Origin of the sequence: Candidatus Enterococcus huntleyi (genome assembly GCF_009933175.1) — a bacterium.
Taxonomy (GTDB): Bacteria; Bacillota; Bacilli; order Lactobacillales; family Enterococcaceae; genus Enterococcus_K; species Enterococcus_K huntleyi.
On record NZ_MAEJ01000012.1, the window covers coordinates 63,812 to 83,867 of the forward strand.

General features: G+C 39.2%; 21 protein-coding genes. 19 read left to right on the forward strand and 2 right to left on the reverse strand.

Going from position 1 to position 20,056, the window contains the following annotated elements; genetic code table 11:
- Nucleotides 1-8 precede the first annotated feature (8 nt).
- From BAU15_RS08320 to recN, 10 genes are all read left to right on the forward strand, one after another.
- Nucleotides 9-1,073 carry a M24 family metallopeptidase gene (locus BAU15_RS08320; RefSeq protein ID WP_161842284.1) on the forward strand — a complete coding sequence of 355 codons (1,065 nt, stop codon included), beginning with the start codon at nucleotides 9-11 and terminating at the stop codon, nucleotides 1,071-1,073.
- 263 nt (nucleotides 1,074-1,336) lie between these two features.
- Nucleotides 1,337-1,762 carry an Asp23/Gls24 family envelope stress response protein gene (locus tag BAU15_RS08325; RefSeq protein WP_161842285.1) on the forward strand — a complete coding sequence of 142 codons (426 nt, stop codon included), beginning with the start codon at nucleotides 1,337-1,339 and terminating at the stop codon, nucleotides 1,760-1,762.
- A complete protein-coding gene (gene nusB / locus BAU15_RS08330; protein WP_161842286.1) occupies nucleotides 1,755-2,204 on the forward strand; it encodes a transcription antitermination factor NusB in 450 nt (149 codons plus the stop codon). Before BAU15_RS08325 ends, nusB begins: the two co-directional genes overlap by 8 nt.
- 95 nt (nucleotides 2,205-2,299) lie before the next feature.
- Nucleotides 2,300-3,145, forward strand: coding sequence for a bifunctional methylenetetrahydrofolate dehydrogenase/methenyltetrahydrofolate cyclohydrolase (locus BAU15_RS08335; protein ID WP_161842287.1), 846 nt, complete (start codon nucleotides 2,300-2,302; stop codon nucleotides 3,143-3,145).
- A 132-nt stretch (nucleotides 3,146-3,277) separates the two neighbouring features.
- A complete protein-coding gene (gene xseA, locus BAU15_RS08340; protein ID WP_161842288.1) occupies nucleotides 3,278-4,633 on the forward strand; it encodes an exodeoxyribonuclease VII large subunit in 1,356 nt (451 codons plus the stop codon).
- Complete coding sequence (locus tag BAU15_RS08345; RefSeq protein ID WP_161842289.1) at nucleotides 4,614-4,835, forward strand: exodeoxyribonuclease VII small subunit; 222 nt, start codon at nucleotides 4,614-4,616, stop codon at nucleotides 4,833-4,835. Before xseA ends, BAU15_RS08345 begins: the two co-directional genes overlap by 20 nt.
- Nucleotides 4,836-4,837: 2 nt before the next feature.
- Nucleotides 4,838-5,740: a polyprenyl synthetase family protein gene (locus tag BAU15_RS08350; RefSeq protein ID WP_161842290.1), complete on the forward strand. Its 903-nt coding sequence runs from the start codon at nucleotides 4,838-4,840 to the stop codon at nucleotides 5,738-5,740.
- Nucleotides 5,737-6,552, forward strand: coding sequence for a TlyA family RNA methyltransferase (locus tag BAU15_RS08355; protein WP_161842291.1), 816 nt, complete (start codon nucleotides 5,737-5,739; stop codon nucleotides 6,550-6,552). Before BAU15_RS08350 ends, BAU15_RS08355 begins: the two co-directional genes overlap by 4 nt.
- 106 nt (nucleotides 6,553-6,658) lie before the next feature.
- Nucleotides 6,659-7,108, forward strand: a complete 450-nt coding sequence (gene argR, locus BAU15_RS08360; protein WP_161842292.1) for an arginine repressor — start codon at nucleotides 6,659-6,661, stop codon at nucleotides 7,106-7,108.
- Between the two features lie 18 nt (nucleotides 7,109-7,126).
- Nucleotides 7,127-8,803: a DNA repair protein RecN gene (gene recN / locus BAU15_RS08365; RefSeq protein WP_161842293.1), complete on the forward strand. Its 1,677-nt coding sequence runs from the start codon at nucleotides 7,127-7,129 to the stop codon at nucleotides 8,801-8,803.
- Between the two features lie 620 nt (nucleotides 8,804-9,423).
- Here the strand turns inward: recN and BAU15_RS08370 are convergent.
- Together BAU15_RS08370 and BAU15_RS08375 are read right to left on the reverse strand one after the other, a co-directional pair.
- Entirely contained in the window at nucleotides 9,424-9,540 is a 117-nt protein-coding gene (locus tag BAU15_RS08370) for a DUF4044 domain-containing protein (RefSeq protein WP_161842294.1), read from the reverse strand.
- 80 nt (nucleotides 9,541-9,620) lie between these two features.
- Nucleotides 9,621-10,577 carry a magnesium transporter CorA family protein gene (locus BAU15_RS08375; protein WP_161842295.1) on the reverse strand — a complete coding sequence of 319 codons (957 nt, stop codon included), beginning with the start codon at nucleotides 10,575-10,577 and terminating at the stop codon, nucleotides 9,621-9,623.
- A gap of 226 nt (nucleotides 10,578-10,803) precedes the next feature.
- Here BAU15_RS08375 and BAU15_RS08380 point away from each other — a divergent pair, with 226 nt between their 5' ends.
- The 9 genes from BAU15_RS08380 to BAU15_RS08420 all read left to right on the forward strand — a co-directional run bounded on the left by BAU15_RS08380 (nucleotide 10,804) and on the right by BAU15_RS08420 (nucleotide 20,017).
- Entirely contained in the window at nucleotides 10,804-11,166 is a 363-nt protein-coding gene (locus tag BAU15_RS08380; protein WP_161842296.1) for a DUF3397 domain-containing protein, read from the forward strand.
- A 175-nt stretch (nucleotides 11,167-11,341) separates the two neighbouring features.
- The gene (gene mraZ, locus BAU15_RS08385) at nucleotides 11,342-11,773 is read left to right on the forward strand and encodes a division/cell wall cluster transcriptional repressor MraZ (RefSeq protein ID WP_161842297.1); all 432 of its coding nucleotides are present in this window, start codon (nucleotides 11,342-11,344) and stop codon (nucleotides 11,771-11,773) included.
- Between the two features lie 14 nt (nucleotides 11,774-11,787).
- Nucleotides 11,788-12,750, forward strand: coding sequence for a 16S rRNA (cytosine(1402)-N(4))-methyltransferase RsmH (gene rsmH / locus BAU15_RS08390; protein ID WP_161842298.1), 963 nt, complete (start codon nucleotides 11,788-11,790; stop codon nucleotides 12,748-12,750).
- A 4-nt stretch (nucleotides 12,751-12,754) separates the two neighbouring features.
- On the forward strand, nucleotides 12,755-13,234 hold the full coding sequence (gene ftsL / locus BAU15_RS08395; protein WP_161842299.1) for a cell division protein FtsL: 480 nt from the start codon (nucleotides 12,755-12,757) through the stop codon (nucleotides 13,232-13,234).
- Nucleotides 13,235-15,418: a penicillin-binding transpeptidase domain-containing protein gene (locus BAU15_RS08400; protein ID WP_161842300.1), complete on the forward strand. Its 2,184-nt coding sequence runs from the start codon at nucleotides 13,235-13,237 to the stop codon at nucleotides 15,416-15,418.
- Between the two features lie 41 nt (nucleotides 15,419-15,459).
- Entirely contained in the window at nucleotides 15,460-16,422 is a 963-nt protein-coding gene (mraY, locus tag BAU15_RS08405) for a phospho-N-acetylmuramoyl-pentapeptide-transferase (RefSeq protein ID WP_161842301.1), read from the forward strand.
- Between the two features lie 12 nt (nucleotides 16,423-16,434).
- Entirely contained in the window at nucleotides 16,435-17,802 is a 1,368-nt protein-coding gene (murD, locus tag BAU15_RS08410; RefSeq protein WP_161842302.1) for a UDP-N-acetylmuramoyl-L-alanine--D-glutamate ligase, read from the forward strand.
- Nucleotides 17,803-17,818: 16 nt separating this feature from the next.
- A complete protein-coding gene (murG, locus tag BAU15_RS08415) occupies nucleotides 17,819-18,904 on the forward strand; it encodes an undecaprenyldiphospho-muramoylpentapeptide beta-N-acetylglucosaminyltransferase (protein ID WP_161842303.1) in 1,086 nt (361 codons plus the stop codon).
- A gap of 21 nt (nucleotides 18,905-18,925) precedes the next feature.
- The gene (locus tag BAU15_RS08420) at nucleotides 18,926-20,017 is read left to right on the forward strand and encodes a cell division protein FtsQ/DivIB (RefSeq protein WP_237580161.1); all 1,092 of its coding nucleotides are present in this window, start codon (nucleotides 18,926-18,928) and stop codon (nucleotides 20,015-20,017) included.
- Nucleotides 20,018-20,056: the final 39 nt, after the last annotated feature.

Below are 20,056 nucleotides of genomic sequence, written 5' to 3' on the forward strand. Positions count from 1 at the left end.
ATAATTCGATGATGAATCGTGTAAACAAATTAAGAGATGAAATGAAGAAGGATGGATTGGATAGCTTTTTAGTGACGAGCAAATACAATCTGCGTTATTTAACTAATTTTACTGGGACGACTGGTTTAGCAGTAATTACCTTAGATAAAGCTTTTTTTATTACTGACTTTAGATATACCGAACAGGCTGCTGAACAAGCACAGGGCTTTGAAGTGGTTCAAAATGTTGGACCGATTTTCGACGAAGTGGCTAATATTGTCAAAAAAGAAAAACTGCAAAAGTTGGCGTTCGAAGAATTACATGTCAGTTTTGCGGAATATTCTGTCTTAGATGAAGTGATTATGGCTGAGCTCATTCCGGTGGCGGGGCTGATCGAAGAGTTGAGAGAAGTCAAGGATGAGGAAGAGATTGCGTTAGTTAAGAAGGCCTGTGAGATTGCGGATGCTGGTTTTGCCTACGTGTTAAAAACCATCAAGCCAGGCATGACAGAAATCGAAGTGGCTAATCTGCTAGATTTTCATATGCGTTCGTTAGGTGCTTCAGAGGTTTCATTTGAGACGATTGTTGCCAGTGGTTATCGTTCAGCAATGCCTCATGGTGTGGCGAGTCAAAAAGTGATTCAACAGGGTGAAATAATTACTTTGGACTTTGGTTGTTATTATGAAGGCTATGTTTCTGATATGACACGGACGTTTGCGCTGGGTGATCCTGGTGAAAAAATGAAAGAAATTCATCAAATTGTTCTAGATGCACAGCTCAAAGTAATTGAAGCTGCCAAACCAGGTGTGACAGGGGTTCAATTAGATGCAGTTGCGAGAGATTATATTACCGAGATGGGCTACGGCGAAGCATTTGGCCACTCGACGGGTCATGGGATTGGTTTAGAAATTCATGAAGGACCGAATGTTTCTTTCAGAGCCGAGGAAGCTTTTGTGGCAGGAAATATTATTACCGATGAGCCGGGTATTTATTTGGCTGGCCTAGGTGGTGTGCGGATTGAGGATGATTTGTTGATTACAGCTACCGGAAATGAAATTTTGACGCATTCACCGAAAGAATTGATCATTTTATAGGAGATTTGTACTGGATTATTTCGTCAGATAGACGTCGAGATTTCCATGGGATTCTTTTTTTAAGGAAATTCAAAGATTTCGTAATTCCTTGTCGGTTTATTATAGATAATCACTGTAAATAATGATAAACTAAAACTGGACTATTCAGTAGTCAAAGAATGTCTATAAGCGTATGATTGTAGATGAGAAGGACGTTTCAAAAAATAATTGAGAAACAACCGTTGATACAAAGGTATCATGTGCGTAATTAAGGAGGCACTAGTATGGTAGAACAGAAAAATTTAGTATTAGATGCAAATCAAGAATTAGGAGAAATAGTTATCGCTCCTGAAGTGATAGAAGTCGTCATTGGCATTGCAGCATCAAAAGTCGAAGGTGTCTACGGCATGCGTGGGACATTTGCGAGTAATGTGACAGAACTTTTAGGTAGAGCTTCACATGGTAAAGGCGTATATCTAACTTTTGATGAGACTGGCTTAAAAGTTGACATCTATTGCTATTTAAAATATGGGGTGTCTGTACCTAAAGTAGCGATGGAGATGCAGGATCGTGTCAAACAACAAGTTTTATTTATGACTGATATTGAATTAGTTGAAGTTAATGTACATGTTGTAGCTGTTGTACCAGAAAAAATGGAGCAACCTGATTTTGATGAGTTGTTCGAAGATGATGAGGATACAAATGAGTAAAGAGCTAACCCGCCGAGAGATTAGAGAAATGGCTTTACAAGCCTTATTTCCATTAGATTTTAATACAGATTTAACTAAAAAAGATGCGATTATTAGTGCGCTTGAATTAGAACATGAAGAATTGCTCAGTGAAGAAGAAGATGCGTTTGTTCCGGTTTATTTGGATGTCTTAGTAGGGGGCGTTTGTGAGAAAAAAGCCGAACTTGATACCTATGTTCAAAGACATTTACGAGATAACTGGAAAATTAACCGGATTTCAAAAATGGATTTAGTGATTTTGCGTATCGCTACATTTGAGATGCTGTATGTCGAAGACGTTCCAAATACAGTGGCCTTGAATGAAGCATTAGAGTTAACCAAGACGTTTAGTGATGATCGTTCACGTAAATTCGTGAATGGTGTTTTATCTAATCTGATGAAAGAAATTGAAGCTGGGGAATGATCCTCGGCTTTTTCATATTTACAAGTCGAAATCTACGCAGATAATTGGTTGTATGCTAAAATTAAAACGTTCAATAATAATGAGGAGTGGTTGTTGTGGGAGAAATCATTAACGGGAAAGAATTGGCAGAAAAATTACAAGCAGAGATTGCTATAGAAGTCGCTGAATTGGCTAAAGAAGGGCTGGTTCCGGGATTAGTTGTTCTATTGGTAGGGGATAACCCAGCGAGCCAGGTCTATGTCAGAAATAAGGAAATAGCGGCTAATAAAATTGGGCTCCATTCGACTGTGGAACGTTACCCAGCAGACTTAACAGAAGAAGCTTTATTAGCAGAGATTGACCGTTATAATAAGGACGAAAACTTTCATGGAATCTTAGTTCAATTGCCTTTACCTAAACAAATTGATGAAGAAAAAGTGTTATTAGCGATTGATCCTAAGAAGGACGTTGATGGATTTCATCCAATGAATTTAGGGAAGTTATTTGCTGGAGATCCTGAGATGATTCCGTGTACCCCTTATGGCATCATGAAGATGTTTGAAGCGTATAATATTGCGCTTGAAGGGAAGCATGCAGTGGTGATTGGGCGCAGTAATATCGTTGGGAAGCCGATGGGTCAACTACTTTTGATGGAAAATGCGACAGTAACCATGACTCATTCTAAAACGAAAAATTTGCCTGCAGTGGCGAGAGAAGCGGATATCTTAGTTGTAGCAATCGGGCGCGGTCATTTTGTCACGAAAGAGTTTATTAAGCCTGGTGCAGTGGTAATTGATGTAGGTATGAACCGAGATGAGGCGGGTAAATTAATTGGCGATGTGAAGTTTGATGAAGTAGCACCTTTGACAAGCTACATTACCCCTGTGCCTAAAGGAGTCGGTCCTATGACGATTACGATGTTAATGAAACAAACGGTTGAAGCCGCTAAAAGGCAGAGATAATTGATAGTGGGAGCCACTATTGTGGGAGCAAAATAGGCTCGGATAGAGGCAAAAATTATCATGAGTATTCCTCAAATGATTAAGTGAAAGTTACCTAACTAAGGATAGAAATAAAGAAATAGAGGTGAGGAAATGGCGCAGCAATATCTGACGATTACCGCTTTAACTAAATATTTGAAACGGAAATTCGAGGCAGATCCTTACCTTGAGCGAGTGTATTTAACAGGAGAGATATCGAACTTTCGACCAAGACCGAATGCTCATCAGTATTTTAGTTTGAAGGATGATCAAGCGAAAATTTCGGCGATTATGTTTAAAGGAGCGTTCCAAAAACTGAAATTCGCCCCTAAAGAAGGGATGAAGGTTTTGGTGGTTGGCCGCATTTCATTATATGAAAGTAGTGGCTCCTATCAAATATATATCGAACATATGGAGCCTGATGGTGTCGGCGCACTCTATCAAGCGTTGGCTGAGCTGAGAGAGAAGCTGAGCAAAGAGGGATTGTTCGACGGACCTAAAAAAATGTTGCCACGTTATCCTAAGAAAATTGCGGTATTGACTAGCCCGAGTGGTGCGGTAATCCGCGATATTATTACGACGGTCAAACGAAGATACCCAATTGCTCAAATTGTGTTATTTCCGACCGTAGTTCAAGGCAATCAAGCAGCCGATGATGTGGTGAGAAATCTACAGCGTGTCGAAGAGTTGGGTGATTTTGATACGATTATCATGGGTCGTGGTGGTGGTTCAATTGAGGATTTGTGGCCGTTTAATGAAGAGCGAGTGGCGCGAGCGATTTACGCGGCGCATACACCTATTATTTCTTCGGTAGGTCATGAAACGGATACGACGATTGCTGACTTAGTAGCGGATGTGCGGGCAGCGACACCGACAGCGGCGGCCGAATTGGCTGTACCGGTGCTCTCTGAAGAATTATTGAGAATTAAAGAGCGGCAAGCTCGTTTGGAGCAAGCCTTCTTGTATCAGCTTCAGCGAAAACAAGAGCGTTATCAGCGTTCAGCTAATTCGTATGTTTTCCGTCAGCCGGGTCGATTGTATGATGCCCAATCAGTTAAGCTAGATCAAATGATGCAACGATTGAGACAGGCGATGCAACAGTCATTATATGAAAAGGACAAGTATGCGAGTCAGATTATTCATCGAATGTATCAGATGGAGCCTAGCCATCGATTGCAACAAGCACAACAACAACTTGAGTATAGTCAGCGTCGCTTAATTGAGCGAATGACGAGTTATATGGAAAAGCAACGTCGTTCTTATGAGACAGCTGTGCAGTCGTTAGACTTGTTAAGTCCATTGAAAATTATGGGACGAGGCTATAGCTACACAACGAAGGAGAATGAAGTCATCAAAAGTACGACTGAACTGGCCGTTAAGGATCAGGTCACTATTCATTATAAAGATGGCCAAGCGGTCGCTGAAATAACTGAGATTAAGGGGGATGAACATGGCGACAAAAACATTTGAAGCTTCATTACAAGAATTAGAAGAGATTGTTTTAAAATTAGAACAAGGCGATGTTCCGTTAGAAGAAGCCTTAGATGCTTTTAAAAAAGGCATGGATTTGAGTAAACAGTGCCAAGATACACTAACAAAAGCAGAAAAAACCTTAACGAAAATGATGACAGAGGCGAATGAAGAAGTCGTTTTTGAAGAGAAGGGCGAGTAGTTATGGCAGAAAATCAAACGTTTGCTGAACAACACTTACCTTATGTTGAAGAAGAACTGGTTTCTTTTATCGAAAAACATACCACGAATGAAGAGCTGAAAAAAAGTATGCTTTATTCAGTCAATGCAGGTGGGAAGCGAATTCGTCCGCAGTTACTATTAGCAGTAGTGGCGTCATTTCATAAAACGGTTGGCGCAGGTGCTTATCAAACCGCTGCTGCCTTAGAAATGGTGCACACGTACTCGCTCATTCATGATGATTTACCGGCAATGGATGATGATGACCTGCGTCGCGGCAAAGCGACTAACCACAAAGTTTTTGGTGAGGCGACAGCAATTTTGGCAGGTGATAGCTTACTGACAATGGCTTTTCAGCTAGTGAGCATGGCTCAGATTGAGAGTGAGCCGAAGTTATTATTAATTCAACAATTTGCGCAAGCTGCTGGGGGTGCGGGCATGGTTAGTGGTCAAGCCGCTGATATGCAAGCCGAAAATAAAACCATCACTGTGGAAGAGTTGGCAAAAATTCATGAGGATAAGACGGGCAAGCTGATTGAATTTGCGCTTGTTGCTGGAGGTGTCTTAGCAAACCAGCCTGTCGAAGTTTTAGAGGAATTACGACAATTGGCGGGGCATTTAGGCTTGGCTTTTCAGATTCGTGACGACTTATTAGATGTAACAAGTACGACTGAACAATTAGGAAAAAATACACAACGGGATGCCGAATTAAATAAAAGTACCTATCCGGGATTGCTGGGATTAGCTGAGGCCAAATTGGCTTTAGATGAAGAGTTGGTGGCGGCAGAACGCACGATTGATCGAATTCAGCAAACAGTTGCTAGTTTTGAAGCCAGATATTTGAAAGAATTGGTCAAGGCGTTTTATTTAGAAAGAGGCACAAAATGAAAAAAGAACGCGTAGATGTCCTTGCCTTTAACCAAGGCCTTTTTGAAACACGGGAAAAAGCCAAGCGTGGCGTGATGGCTGGGCAAGTGTATACGGATAAAAATGAACGTTTAGATAAGCCGGGAGAGAAGATTGCAATAGAAACTCTTCTTCAAGTTAAAGGACAAAAACTTCCGTATGTCTCTCGTGGGGGACTAAAGCTTGAAAAAGCCTTAGAAATTTTTGATCTGACGGTAGCGGAGAAAGTAATCTTGGATATTGGTTCTTCTACGGGCGGCTTCACGGATGCAGCGCTCCAAAATGGGGCAAAAATGAGTTATGCCTTAGATGTAGGCTACAATCAGTTAGCTTGGAAGATTCGTCAGGATGAGCGAGTAGTGGTAATGGAACGGACGAATTTCCGTTATTCCAAGCCAGAAGATTTTGATCAAGGGCAGCCACAGGTAGCAACGATTGATGTCTCATTTATCTCGCTGAAATTAATTTTGCCACCGCTCCATGATATCTTGGCTGATGGTGGCGATGTTATTGCCCTGATTAAACCGCAATTTGAAGCAGGCAAAGAATTCGTCGGCAAAAAAGGGATTATTCGTGATCCTCAGGTGCATAAAATGGTTTTGGAAAAGATCTTGTCTTTTGCTATGGCAACGAACTATGATGTGGCAGCTCTTAGTTTCTCACCGATTACAGGAGGCGAAGGGAATATCGAATTCTTAGCGCATTTAAAGAAATCAACTGAAGAGGGTCAGCTAGCTCCAGCAATTTCGATTGATGAAATTGTCCAGGCAGCCCACGGAAAATTGGATAAGTAATAAAAATTCGTTGTGTTTCTCTTAAGAAGCCAACGAATTTTCTTTATAATAACAAAAAAATAAGCTATGATAAATATGACTTTGAAACGAAGGGGCGTATATAGTTATGAGGAAGAAAGATAGACATCGTTTGATTACTCGATTACTTTCTGAACAAAGTATTCAAAAGCAGGAAGAGTTTGTTGAATTGTTGGATGCTAAAGGGGTAGAAGTGACTCAAGCGACCATTTCAAGAGATATCAAAGAAATGAAGTTGATTAAAATTCCTTCAGCTGAAGGCGGCTATCGCTACAGTTTACCGGCGGAAACTAGCGAAGATGTCGGCTTGAAATTAGAAAAACTTTTAAAAGATGCGTTTGTTTCAGTAGATCAGATGGAAAAATTTGTCAGCTTAAAAACGCTCCCTGGAAATGCTTCGGCAGCGGCTAACTTGATTGATAAGCGCTACAAAAAAGAGTTGTTTTCAACAATCAATGATGATGACAATGTCTTAATGATTACTAAAACAGAAGAAGCAGCGCGCTATTTGAAACAAGAATTTTTGCGCTATCTATAGGAACAGGAGGGAAACGTCTTGTTACAAGAATTAACCATAGAAAATTTTGCCATCATCTCGAAGCTACGATTGTCGTTTCATCAAGGAATGACGGCACTGACTGGTGAGACAGGTGCTGGGAAATCAATTATTATCGATGCCATGGGACTATTGGCTGGTGGTAGAGGCTCCGCGGATTACATTCGACAAGGAGCTCAGAAGTGTACCTTGGAAGGGTTATTTCAGCTGCCAAAACAAGCCGAGTTTTTGCACTTTATGGAAGAATTAGGAATTGATACTGAAGAGCAGAATTTGATTATTCAGCGGGATATGTCTACTTCTGGAAAGAATATATGTCGCGTTAATGGTCGGATTGTGACGCTTGCAACACTGAGAAAAATCGGTGAATTTTTGGTGGATATCCATGGTCAAAATGAACATCAAGAATTGATGCAAGCTGATAAACATTTAGGCTTACTGGATGAGTTTGGTAATCAGTCATTTAAGCGTGCCAAAAAAGCCTACCATAAAGCCTACGATTCTTTTCGTCAATTAGAGCAGCAGGTTAAGAAAATTCAAGCAAATGAAAAAATGTTTGTCCAACGAATTGATATGCTGAAATTTCAACAAGAGGAAATTGAAAATGCCGAGCTACAGATAGATGAAGAGGAGCAGCTGGTAGAAGAAAGAGAAAAATTAAGCAACCACCAAAAGATTGTGGATGGTTTGGCAGAAAGCTATGAAGCGCTAAATGCAGAAGGACTCAACAGTCTGGATGGAGTAGGTGCTGCGGTCAGCCATTTGCAGGGAATTGCGCATCTTGATACGGAATTTAACAGTATTTTTGAGAATGTGCAGAATGCTTATTATCTTTTGCAGGATTCAGTGGGGGATATTAGTCGACAGCTAGATAATTTGGAGTTTGATGAAAATCGCTTAGAAGAAGTTAATCATCGGCTTGAAGTGATTCGTCAGCTAAAAAGAAAATATGGCGAGTCAGTTGAAGCGATTATGGCTTATTATGAAGAGATTAGTCAAGAATTGGCAGAGTCAAATTTCTCAGACGGACAGATGGATAAACTCATCAAAAAATTAGCGGATCAAGAGGAACATGTTCGTGGATTGGCCCAAGAGTTACACAATCAGCGAATAGAGATTGCTAAAAAACTCCAAAAATCTATTTTGACAGAATTGAAAGAATTGTATATGGCGAATACCGATTTTGAGGTGAGTTTCTTAGAAATGGGTAATGCTCTTCAACGTGAAGGTTTCGACCAAGTTGAATTTTATATTACAACCAATCCAGGTGAGCCTTTGAAGCCTTTAGTAAAAGTTGCCTCAGGTGGGGAACTTTCTCGGGTTATGCTAGCCTTAAAAACGATCTTTTCGAAAAACCAAGGGATTACGAGTATTGTTTTTGACGAGGTCGATACTGGGGTAAGTGGTCGTGTGGCTCAAGCGATTGCGGATAAGATTTATCAAGTGGCACAAAATTCGCAAGTTCTTTGTATCACTCATTTGCCACAGGTTGCCGCTGTTGCAAATTACCAATACTATATCTCAAAAGATGTCAAAAAAGGCCGGACAGAAACAGAAGTTCAACAATTAACGTCAGAAGAAAGAGTAGCGGAGATTGCTCGGATGTTGGCGGGAAGTGAAATTACTGATTTGACGAAAAAACATGCAGAAGAGCTCTTGGCTATGGCCAAAAAATAGCCGTTAGGCATCGATTGATTGTTATCTAATGGCTGATAAATTTGGAATATTGAGTGACCAATCGACTATTTTTATAAGTTCAAGATAGAGGCAGCTGTTTTATCGTTTTAGCTAGGAGAATAATAAAAGGTGCTGGGAGGCTTTGTTAAATAAGCGTCCCAGCACCTTTTTCTTTGTTGTAAACGAGAGGGGTCAAAATCTATCGTAAATCTGTAAATAGAGGCATCTTTTATTAGTGAGTATTTGTGAATCTTTCAGGGGGAATATTGAGTTGGAAAGGGTTGTCAAAGAGAGGAAGCTGACTATCTGATGGATTCGTGACTGTTTATTTTCTATTGAAACCATCTAAACCACCACAAGAAACAACTACTAAATAAAAAGTAACTATTTCTTCGTTTGAAAATGATTTAGCTGTAATTTAATTCGTATCTGGAGTAAGGTATGCATCGGCTGATAAAAAATCTTATTAAACGGCCAAAATTTGTGATAAAAAGGAACGCCCCACTTTCTACCACAAATTTTCGGAAAAATCGAATTTTCAAGAAAATTAGTTAGAAATTTAAAAAACCCGCTTTGATTTTCTAGGTGTGCTAGAAAATCAAAGCGGGTTTTACTGGATATTACATAAAATAGACAAAAGCTGTAATAAATACAGAGCTTAACATAAGAACAAGCATTGTCCAGATAACGAATTTAGTTACTTTTGCAAATTTTGTTTTTTGTTTTGTTTCCTTCATAATAGACCATCCTTTTTTCCGTAATCCACTTCTATTCTTGAATAGTTTACAACCTTTTGCCTAAATCTTCAAGGATAGTTCTACAAAAGATGCTTTTTCTTTAAATAATAAATCGTACCGGTACATAAAAAAATTGTCAAGAGACAAAGCCAAAAGAAGGCATCTGAACGTCCAGCAAACGGTAATTTTACATTCATTCCGTAAAGACCGCCAATGATTGTTGGGATGGTCAAGACAATGGTTAAAGACGTCAATATTTTCATGACATTATTCAGATTGTTTGAGACGATTGCAGAGAATGTTTGGGTCATCTGATTGACAATCTTTAGTTGAATTTGAGACGAACTGAGTGCCTGTTTGGTTTCTACCAAGACATCGTGCAAATGAATTTTGTAAGCATGACTGCTAGTAAAAGTTTGTGTTCTATTCAATTTACTCAAGGTTTCTAAGTTTGCAGAAGTAGCCGTTTCGACATAAATTAAGCTCTTTTGAATATCCATTATTTGGTATAACTGGCTGTTCTCTGTTGAAACCTGTAGTTCGCCTTCTAGCTTATCGGATTGTGTTTTTAACAACTGTAAATAATGATTGTAGGAAAGTGACAATTCCCAGATGAGCTGAAGCAGCAGGTTCATTGAATGCGACATATCATTTCTTGGATACTTACGGCTAATGACTTCCTGCATAAATACAGGGGTATGATTTGTCACCGTGATAATCTTTTTCTCAGGGGTGACAATAACTGAGAAAGGCAGGGTCGTGATCTGCAAATACCCACTAGGACTGGTGATTGCATAAGGATATTGTAACAATAAGAGGGCTGGGTGCTCAAAATGCACTTGCTCTAATTCCTCAGACCGAGAGTTTTCGGAATCATCTAAGATCGACGTGATATAATCAGCCGGCATTTTGTATTTTTTGGTAAGTAGCGCGACTTCTTCTTTGGTGGGTGCTTCAGCGTAAACCCAAAACACGTTTTTTTCATCTGATGCTTGATTTTTAAAATATTCATTTTCTAACGAATAATAGTTGATCATTTCCGCACATCCTTCATCCGAATTCTTTATCCAAATCGATACCTATATTATAGCGAATATCGTGGGAAAAAGCCTTTAATAGTCCTTTTGAAAATGTAAATGAAAAAAATTGAGTGAAAACATGTAAAAACAGTGAAATAAGCATAAACTTTTAAAAAAACTGAAACATGAATGTAAAGAAAATGAAGTATAGTTAGGGTAGATATAATAAGAAAGGAAATAAAAAATGAGCTCGACGTCGTTGGTTGTGTTGTTTTGGTATATCTACCCAATCATTGTGTTATTTGCGTGTAATTTTTTAGTCACTACATTTTCATTAACACAACGATTCAAGGTGAAGGTACCAGATATTAGCATTCCTTTTTTATTAATTGGATTGCATGAATTATCAAGGGTGACCGCTTCTAAATCAATTTTACCCTACTTTTTAATTTCAGTATTTCTTTTAGGGATAGTGATTGCGGTATTTCTAGCCTACTACAAAGGGGAGATTGTGTATCCTCGTTACTTTAAAATGTTTTGGCGGCTAGTCTTCTTATTAAGCATGGTCGTTTATATATTCATAGTTTTAATAAGTCTTGTTTTTTAATGAAAAAAACAGCGGAAAAACTTTTTGAAAACTCCTAAAAGTCTTTTGTTCCCTGTAATTCACTAAAGTAAAAATAGGTCAAAAAAATTCCTGATTTATTCTTCCCAAAAGGTGGTAGAAAGTGGGGGATTGTGGTAGACTATTTTTAGCTGGTGGAGGATAAGGGGGATTTTCAATGTTTATGGGCGAATTCCAACATAATATTGATGCAAAAGGCCGTCTGATTGTTCCCTCAAAACTTCGTGAGAAACTGGGCGAGAAATTTGTGGTAACGAGAGGACTGGATGGCTGTTTATTTGGTTACCCTTTATCAGAGTGGGATAAGCTTGAAGAAAAATTAAGTGAAATGCCACTTGCTAAAAAAGATGCTCGGACTTTTGTTCGTTTCTTTTACTCAGCTGCTACAGAGTGTGAGATCGATAAGCAAGGAAGAATTAATATTCCTGGGACCTTACGCACACATGCGCAACTTGAAAAAGGCTGTGTGATTATCGGTGTCTCAAATCGAATTGAGATTTGGGATGAGAGCCGTTGGCAAGAATTCTCAGCAGAAGCAGAAGAAAATTTTGATGAAATCGCTGAGACCATGATTGATTTCGGCTTGTAGAAAGAGGCTATTAGATGACGGAAGAATTTCAACATTATACAGTTTTGTTAAAAGAAACTGTTGATGGATTACAAGTGAAGCCGAACGGGATTTACGTAGATTGTACCTTAGGTGGTGCCGGACATAGTGAATACTTATTAAGCCAACTCAATGAAGACGGTCATCTGTTCGCTTTTGATCAAGACCAAACAGCCATTGATCATGCAAAAAAAAGATTGGCTCCTTTTGTTGAAAAAGGTCAAGTTACGTTTATCAAAAGTAATTTTAGAGAACTTAAACAACGGTTACTAGAACAAGCTGTTTTTTCGGTAGATGGAATTTTATACGATTTAGGTGTTTCCTCTCCACAATTAGATGAAGCAAGTCGCGGATTTAGTTACCACCAAGATGCTCCTTTAGATATGCGGATGGATCAAGAAGCGTCGTTCAGCGCGTTCGACTTGGTCAATACTTACGATTATCATCAGCTAGTAAAAATTTTCTTCCGTTATGGTGAAGAAAAATTTTCTAAGCAGATTGCTCGTGAGATTGAAAAAGTTAGACAAGTTAAACCAATCGAGACAACACAAGAGTTAGTTGAGATTATTAAGACGGCTATTCCGGCTCCAGCTAGACGAAAAGGTGGTCATCCAGCAAAACGCGTGTTTCAAGCTATTCGAATTGCTGTGAATGATGAGCTGGGTGCGGTGGAAGATTCGCTTGAACAAGCGATTGACTTATTAGGGCTAGAAGGCCGAATAAGTGTGATTACGTTTCATTCATTAGAGGATAGAATTGTAAAAAGTATGTTTAAAGAATACAGCATGCCAAAGGATTTACCTCAAGGGCTGCCTGTTGTTCCAGAAGAATTTAAACCGGAATTGAAGATTGTTAATAGAAAACCAATTCTTCCTTCAACGGAAGAACAAGAAGAAAATAACCGCTCACGTAGTGCTAAACTACGGATAGCAGAAAAAATCAAGTTGAAAGAGGAGTAGGAGAATGGCTGAATTAAAAAAAGCACATCAATATTCATATGATTATGTTCCTATGGCAGATCCAATGGACTCTCCGATGGATCATCCAACCGACTATCCAATGGATACTCAGTTAGATGAATTTCATGATGAACCGAATATCGATCAACTGCCAGAATTCGCTCCAGAAGTGGAAGAAGAAGTGATCATTTCTATTTCTCCTGCTAAACGTTTAAAACGATTTACAAATCTAGAAAAAGTTCTCATTGTCGCTCTTGCTCTAGTTATCGTAGGATTGTCTGTTATGACTATCAAACTACGGACGAGTATCAGTAGTGTTGAACGAGATATTTCAGGTATGACGTCAACGATTGCTACAAATAAATCAGAGATTAGCCGCTTGGAGCAAGAAAAAAATGAACTTTCACGCTCAGATAGAGTGAAGAAAATTGCTGAAAAAGAAGGCTTGACGATTAATGATGATAATTTAAGGAAAGTGAAGTAAATGTCAAGTAAACGTAAGAACCAGGATGCAAAAAAACAAAAAAACTTAAACCCGATGAACAATCGCAAAAAAGTAGGTATTCTTTTATTTGCTACGAGTATTGTATTGTTCTTTTTATTTGTCGCTCGTTTCTCTTACATCGTCGTAAAAGGCGAGGTGGCTGGGACTTCTTTAAAGGACAAGACAGCGGCTCTTTACAAAGGAAGCGAAGTAGTTAAAGCTAAGCGTGGAACTATTTATGATAGAAATGGGATTGCCATAGCTGAAGATGCGACTTCTTATTCTATTCGCGCTACTTTAGACAAAAAATACGTGATTGGTAAAAATAAACTTTATGTGCAAACAAAGGATTTCGCAGCGGTTGCTAAAATCTTACATACGAATTTAAAGATTAAAGAAAGCGATGCGTTGACTATTTTGCAGAATGGCCATGAAGAGGGGAAAATTCAGGTTGAATTTGGTTCTTATGGAAAGAATATCTCTCTGGCAACTAAACAAAAAATTGAAAATGAAATGACCAAGCAAGGACTTAAAGGACTGTACTTTGACGAGCATACGGCTAGAATGTACCCGAATGGCATCTTTTCTTCTCATTTAATTGGCTATGCAGTGCCGAATGAAGAGGATAGTGGACTAGAAGGGAAACTAGGTATCGAGCTAATCTATGATGAGATGTTGAAGGGGACCGATGGGAAACGTATTTTTGAAAAAGATAATGCGCAGAACCCATTGCCTGGAACAGTGGCAGAAGAAACGCCAGCCCAGGATGGAAAAGACATTTACACAACTTTAGATAGTCGTTTGCAAACGATGCTGGAAACTTCTATTGAGGAGACCTATAAAGAGGTCGAGCCTGAGAGTATGACAGCAATGTTGGTTCAAGCAAAAACAGGCGATATTGTTTCACTGGCTCAGAGACCTACTTTTGACCCGGAAAACCTTGATAATATTAAGGTTTGGCGTAATCTTTTAGTGGAAGACCAATATGAACCGGGTTCGACAATGAAATTATTTACGACGGCTGCTGCTTTGGATGAAGGAGTCTTTAACGAGAATGAAAGCTTCACTTCTGGAGAAATCGAGGTTGCCGATCGAACCATCTCGGATCATGATTATGGGGCAAAAGGTGTTTTGACCATGCGTCAAGCTTTATCATGGTCAAGTAACGTCGGAATGGTGAAACTAGAAGAAAAATTAAATGATAGCTGGCCTCGTTATTTGAAAAAACTTGGTTTTGGTCAAAGTACTCATTCTGGCTTAGTTGAATCGGCTGGACAATTACCAACAGATAACATAGTGGATCAGGCGATGAGTTCATTTGGACAAGCAGTCAATGTAACCAATTTTCAAATGATGCGTGGATTTACAGCAATTGCTAATGATGGAACGATGCTACAACCACACTATATTAGTAAGGTGGTAGATCCACAAACTGGTGATGAAACGGTGACGAAAAAAGAAGTTGTGGGGCATCCATTTAGTGCAGAAGCCACACAAAAAGTACGTGAGTATATGCGTGATGTCGTGGAAGATCCTGAGTATGGAAGTGCGTATGGCTTATACAGCGTTCCAGGTTATAATGTAGCTGCAAAAACCGGGACTGCCCAAGTAGCTTCGGATAAGGGGGGCTATATTACTAAGGATACGATGCCGACTCCTTACTTGTATTCGATTGTTGAAATGGTTCCTGCAGAGGATCCAGAATATATCTTATATTTGACGATGAAATTACCTGAAAATTATGATCGTGAGGCTTTACCTAGCATTGCTAATCCGTTATTAAAACGGGCAATGGAATTTACAGAGGATACGACAGAAGAGGAAGCAACAGATAATACACCCTCTGTAAAGGTTTCTGATTATCGCAATTTAGCAACGGATGCTGCGGCAACAGATGCACAAAAGAAAAACTTAACGCCGGTCGTAATTGGTGAGGGAGATAAGATTATTAAACAATCCACACCAAATGGCGATGAGTTATTAGCTTCAGAGAAGATTATTTTATTGACTAATGGCACAAAAACGATGCCTGACGTAACGGGTTGGTCCAAAGCGGACCTGCTAAAACTTGCCAATATTTTGGATGTGGAAGCAACCTTTACTGGCGATGGTTACTGTAAAGAACAGAGCGTCGTGGCCTTTGAAACTGTCACAACAGATAAATTACATTTTGTTTTAGAATAGAAAAACTAGAAAATGATTAGCAGAATTAGGGGAGAATAAGAATGGAATGGACACAAATTTTAATTCCGATAGCAAGTAGTTTCGCCATGACTATGGCGACAATGCCTTTGTTTATTGGCTATTTCCAAATGAAAAAATATGGGCAATCAATTCGTGGCGAAGGTCCAGAATGGCATAATGTGAAGGCCGGCACACCAACAATGGGTGGGGTTGTTTTCCTAATTGCTAGTGTTTTAACGAGTATTTGGGTAGCGGCTTGGCAAAAAGAATTGACTCCTTCATTATTTATTCTGCTCTTTATTCTAGCCTTGTATGGCTTGTTAGGATTTCTAGATGATTTTATCAAGATTTTTAAAAAACGGAACATGGGCTTGACTTCATTGCAAAAATTGATTGGTCAATTAGCTGGTGGAGTAATATTTTACCTAGTCTATAGAAGTGAATTAAATACAAATTCACTGAACTTCTTCGGTATTGAAGTGCCACTAGGGATTTTATATGGTGCTTTTGTGTTATTTTGGTTAGTTGGTTTTTCCAATGCAGTGAACTTAACAGATGGCATCGATGGACTTGTGTCAGGTCTCGGTGTAATCTCATTTGGGACCTATGCGATTATCGCATGGAACCAAAAGCAAATTGACATTTTTATCGTTTGTATTAGTGTGATTGGTGGGTTACTAGGATTCTTCCCTTACAATCGCAAACCTGCAAAAATATTCATGGGGGATGTAGGCTCACTTGCTTTAGGTGGACTACTTGCTGCCATTTCGATTTTATTGCATCAAGAATGGACATTATTGTTAGTTGGTTTGATTTATGTGTGTGAAACGGCAAGTGTTATTTTGCAAGTTACGTCATTCAAATTAACTGGTAAGCGAATCTTTCGCATGTCTCCAGTACACCATCATTTTGAAATGGGTGGCTGGTCTGAATGGAAAATCGATGGGGTCTTTTGGGCAATCAGTTTTGTATGCTCATTGATTACTTTATGGATTGTTTTGTAGGAGATGATAACGATGAAAAAAATAACAAATTATCAAAATAAAAAAGTTCTTGTGCTAGGATTAGCCAAGAGTGGAGTTAGTGCGGCCAAATTGTTACATGAATTGGGCGCACTTGTTACCGTTAATGACGGGAAACCATTCGAGGAGAATCCAGAAGCACAAGATTTATTAACGTTAGGGATTAAAGTGGTGACTGGTAGTCATCCGATTGAATTATTGGATGAAGGCTTTGCTGTGGTGGTGAAAAACCCGGGGATTCCTTATGAAAACCCACTTGTCGCAAAGGCAGTCACGCTAAATATCCCAGTATTGACGGAGGTCGAATTGGCCTATCAAATTGCTGATTGTCCAATTATTGGAATTACCGGCACGAATGGGAAAACGACTACGACAACCATGACGGGATTGCTGTTGAATACAGAACGAAAATCTGGTCAAGCACGTTTATCAGGAAACATTGGTTTTCCTGCTAGCTCTGTCGCAACAGAAGCGACAGCAGAAGACGAGATGGTGATGGAATTATCGAGTTTCCAATTAATGGGCATTGAGACCTTTCATCCTAAAATTGCCGTGATTACAAATTTGTATGAAGCACATTTAGATTATCATGGTAGCCGTGAAGCATACGTAGCTGCCAAATGGGCGATTCAAAAGAATATGACTGCAGATGATTATTTACTTTTAAATTGGAACCAAGAAGAATTACAACAGCTTTCTAAACAGACGAAAGCAACAGTCTTACCATTTTCAACAAAACAAGTCGTGACCAACGGCGCTTATCTAAAAGATGGCTGGCTATATTATAAAGAGGAAGCAATTATGGAAAGTCAGGCGTTGGGGGTACCAGGTCAACACAATGTAGAGAATGCGCTGGCGGCAATCTTAATTGCCAAGCTGCAAGGTGTCTCGACTGAAGGAATTAAAGAGGCTTTGACTCATTTCCATGGCGTACCTCATCGAACACAATTTGCTGGTGAAGTCGAAAATCGGAAATTTTATAATGACTCAAAAGCTACAAATAGTCTGGCAACCGAGATGGCTTTAGGCGGATTTGATCATTCGAAGCTGATTTTGTTAGCTGGAGGATTAGATCGTGGCAATGATTTTGATGAGCTGATTCCATCTTTGACGGGTCTTAAGGCGATGGTTGTTTTTGGTGAAACAAAAGAGAAGTTGAAAGAAACAGCCAAGAAAGCTGGCATTACGCTTGTTGTAGAAACCGAAAATGTCGAAACGGCGGTTCCATTAGCTTTTTCTCTTAGTGAGAGTGGCGACGCTATTTTACTTTCTCCGGCTAATGCTAGCTGGGATCAGTATCCAAACTTTGAAGTCCGTGGCGATAAATTTATGGCAGCAGTCAAGCAGTTGAAAACTAAGTAGAAAAGTGAGAGATAATATGAAAGTTTTAGTAACAGGTGGTGGGACCGGTGGACATATCTATCCAGCGCTGGCGTTTGTCGATTACGTAAAAAAGGTGGAGCCTGATGCCGAATTTATGTATGTCGGTGCAAAGCGTGGATTAGAAAATAAGATTGTTCCTCAGCGTGACCTGCCTTTTGAAACAATCGAGATTCAAGGATTTAAGAGAAGTCTGTCATTAGCTAACGTGAAGACTGTCCATTTATTTATAAAAAGTGTTTTTACCGCCAAAAAAATTCTTAAGAATTTTCAACCAGATGTAGTAATCGGGACGGGTGGTTATGTTTCTGGAGCGGTTGTGTACGCAGCAGCTAAGATGGGGATACCAACCATCATTCATGAACAAAACAGTGTGCCAGGAATCACTAATAAATTTTTGAGTAAATATGTGACCAGAGTAGCGACTTCTTTTTCTGGTGTTTCAAATTATTTTCCCAAGGAGAAAGTTACGCTTGTCGGTAACCCGCGTGCGCAAGAAGTGGTAACGGCACAAAAGTCTACGATTCTCTCCAATTATGATTTGGATCCAGAGCAGCCGACTGTTTTAATATTCGGAGGTAGCCAAGGGGCGCTGAAAATTAATGAGGCGGTTGTTGAAGCCTTAGCAGATTTCTCGAAGAAAGAGTATCAAGTGCTCTATGCTTCAGGCGAGCGTTATTACACTGCGGTTTCCGAAAAAAGTCAGCAGTTAGAGGCGAAAAATATCAGTGTTCAGCCATATATTCATGACATGGCTGAAGTGATGGTTAATTCGACTTTATTAGTAGGACGAGCAGGTGCAACGTCAATCGCCGAGTTTACGGCGTTGGGCTTACCAGCTATCTTGATTCCTAGTCCTTATGTGACAAATGACCATCAAACGAAAAATGCGCAAAGCTTAGTTGAAGCAGGCGCAGTAGAAATGATTGCTGATACTGAATTAACTGGTGCAAAGTTAGTTTCGCTGATTGATTTAATTATGGATAATCCGGCAAAACAAAAAACCATGGCTGCAGCTTCAAAAACGCAAGGAATACCTGATGCAGCAGAACGATTATATAACATGGTAAAAGAAATAATTTAAGAGTAATATATGTGAGAGGGGGTGACTTCTATTACAAAGAAGATAGAAGATAATAAGGAAGAAACTGAAGAGATAATTTTGTCAAAGCGGGCAGCAGAAATTGAGGAAGAAGAGCTGACGCCCTGGCAAAAGGAAAACTTACGCTACATGGAAAAACAAGGCGAAAAGCCTGCTTGGCAACCTTCTGTAATCGACGGTAAAGGAGAAACCCCAGAGGATGATGAAGCAATAGAGCAGACCGAGTCGACTGATGAGTCAATGGAAGAAGAGGCCGAAACTGTCGAGGAATCTTTAAAGATAAAAAAACATGAGAATGGACCAATCAATGGATCCTTTGCTGATCGTTTGCCTCAACTAAAAAAACAAAGGAACACGGTTTTATATCGCCGTTTGACTTTAATTATTGGTATCTTAATAATTCCTTTACTTTTTTTCCTTTATTATGTTTCTCCTCTAAGCAAATTAAATAAAGTCATCGTTGAAGGAAATCAGCAAGTCAAAGCAGCAGATATTTTGACTGTTTCTGATTTTACTTCTGGTGATAGCCTGTGGCAGCAATATTGGAATAGAAAGGCTGCTGTGGAGAAGGTTGAGAAAGATTCTCCTCGGATTAAATCAGTAAAAATAACAATCGACGGATTGAATAATTTGAAGATTAAAATTTCTGAGTATAAAGAAGCAGCGTTGCTTGCACAAAAGGATGGCTATTTCCCGATTATGGAAAATGGCGCAATTGTTCAAGAAAAAATTGCTAAAAATGCTGAGAATTTACCGATTTTAGAAAACTTCTCCGATGAGAAAAAAATCAAAGCCTTGCTAGAAGAGTATGGAAATGTTCCAGAAGAAATTCAAAAAGGAATTTCACAAATTAAATATGCACCGCGAAAAAATAACGATGAATTATTAGAGATTTTTATGAATGATGGGAATCAGATTCTTGTAAATATCTCAAATCTAAGCCAACAAATTGTCTATTATCCGCAAGTTTCTAAAGAAATGAAAGAAAAAGGGATCGTTGATATGGAGGTTGGAATTTTCTCTTCTCCTTATGAAAATGAAAGCTCAGATGAAAATAATTCGCAAACAGATGAAAGTTCTGACACAAATCAATAAATTTAGGTGAAGAAATTAGATAATCTGCTTTCTAAAAAG

Excerpts from the sequence above, each read along its gene's own strand:
- ftsL (WP_161842299.1), top strand. The coding sequence starts at position 12,755 with ATGGCTGAATTAAAAAAAGCACATCAATATTCATATGATTATGTTCCT.
- BAU15_RS08325 (WP_161842285.1), top strand. The coding sequence starts at position 1,337 with ATGGTAGAACAGAAAAATTTAGTATTAGATGCAAATCAAGAATTAGGA.
- mraZ (WP_161842297.1), top strand. The coding sequence starts at position 11,342 with ATGTTTATGGGCGAATTCCAACATAATATTGATGCAAAAGGCCGTCTG.
- BAU15_RS08375 (WP_161842295.1), bottom strand. The coding sequence starts at position 10,577 with ATGATCAACTATTATTCGTTAGAAAATGAATATTTTAAAAATCAAGCA.
- argR (WP_161842292.1), top strand. The coding sequence starts at position 6,659 with ATGAGGAAGAAAGATAGACATCGTTTGATTACTCGATTACTTTCTGAA.
- BAU15_RS08355 (WP_161842291.1), top strand. The coding sequence starts at position 5,737 with ATGAAAAAAGAACGCGTAGATGTCCTTGCCTTTAACCAAGGCCTTTTT.
- murG (WP_161842303.1), top strand. The coding sequence starts at position 17,819 with ATGAAAGTTTTAGTAACAGGTGGTGGGACCGGTGGACATATCTATCCA.
- BAU15_RS08320 (WP_161842284.1), top strand. The coding sequence starts at position 9 with ATGATGAATCGTGTAAACAAATTAAGAGATGAAATGAAGAAGGATGGA.
- nusB (WP_161842286.1), top strand. The coding sequence starts at position 1,755 with ATGAGTAAAGAGCTAACCCGCCGAGAGATTAGAGAAATGGCTTTACAA.
- mraY (WP_161842301.1), top strand. The coding sequence starts at position 15,460 with ATGGAATGGACACAAATTTTAATTCCGATAGCAAGTAGTTTCGCCATG.
- murD (WP_161842302.1), top strand. The coding sequence starts at position 16,435 with ATGAAAAAAATAACAAATTATCAAAATAAAAAAGTTCTTGTGCTAGGA.
- BAU15_RS08370 (WP_161842294.1), bottom strand. The coding sequence starts at position 9,540 with ATGAAGGAAACAAAACAAAAAACAAAATTTGCAAAAGTAACTAAATTC.
- BAU15_RS08350 (WP_161842290.1), top strand. The coding sequence starts at position 4,838 with ATGGCAGAAAATCAAACGTTTGCTGAACAACACTTACCTTATGTTGAA.
- BAU15_RS08345 (WP_161842289.1), top strand. The coding sequence starts at position 4,614 with ATGGCGACAAAAACATTTGAAGCTTCATTACAAGAATTAGAAGAGATT.
- rsmH (WP_161842298.1), top strand. The coding sequence starts at position 11,788 with ATGACGGAAGAATTTCAACATTATACAGTTTTGTTAAAAGAAACTGTT.
- BAU15_RS08380 (WP_161842296.1), top strand. The coding sequence starts at position 10,804 with ATGAGCTCGACGTCGTTGGTTGTGTTGTTTTGGTATATCTACCCAATC.
- BAU15_RS08400 (WP_161842300.1), top strand. The coding sequence starts at position 13,235 with ATGTCAAGTAAACGTAAGAACCAGGATGCAAAAAAACAAAAAAACTTA.
- xseA (WP_161842288.1), top strand. The coding sequence starts at position 3,278 with ATGGCGCAGCAATATCTGACGATTACCGCTTTAACTAAATATTTGAAA.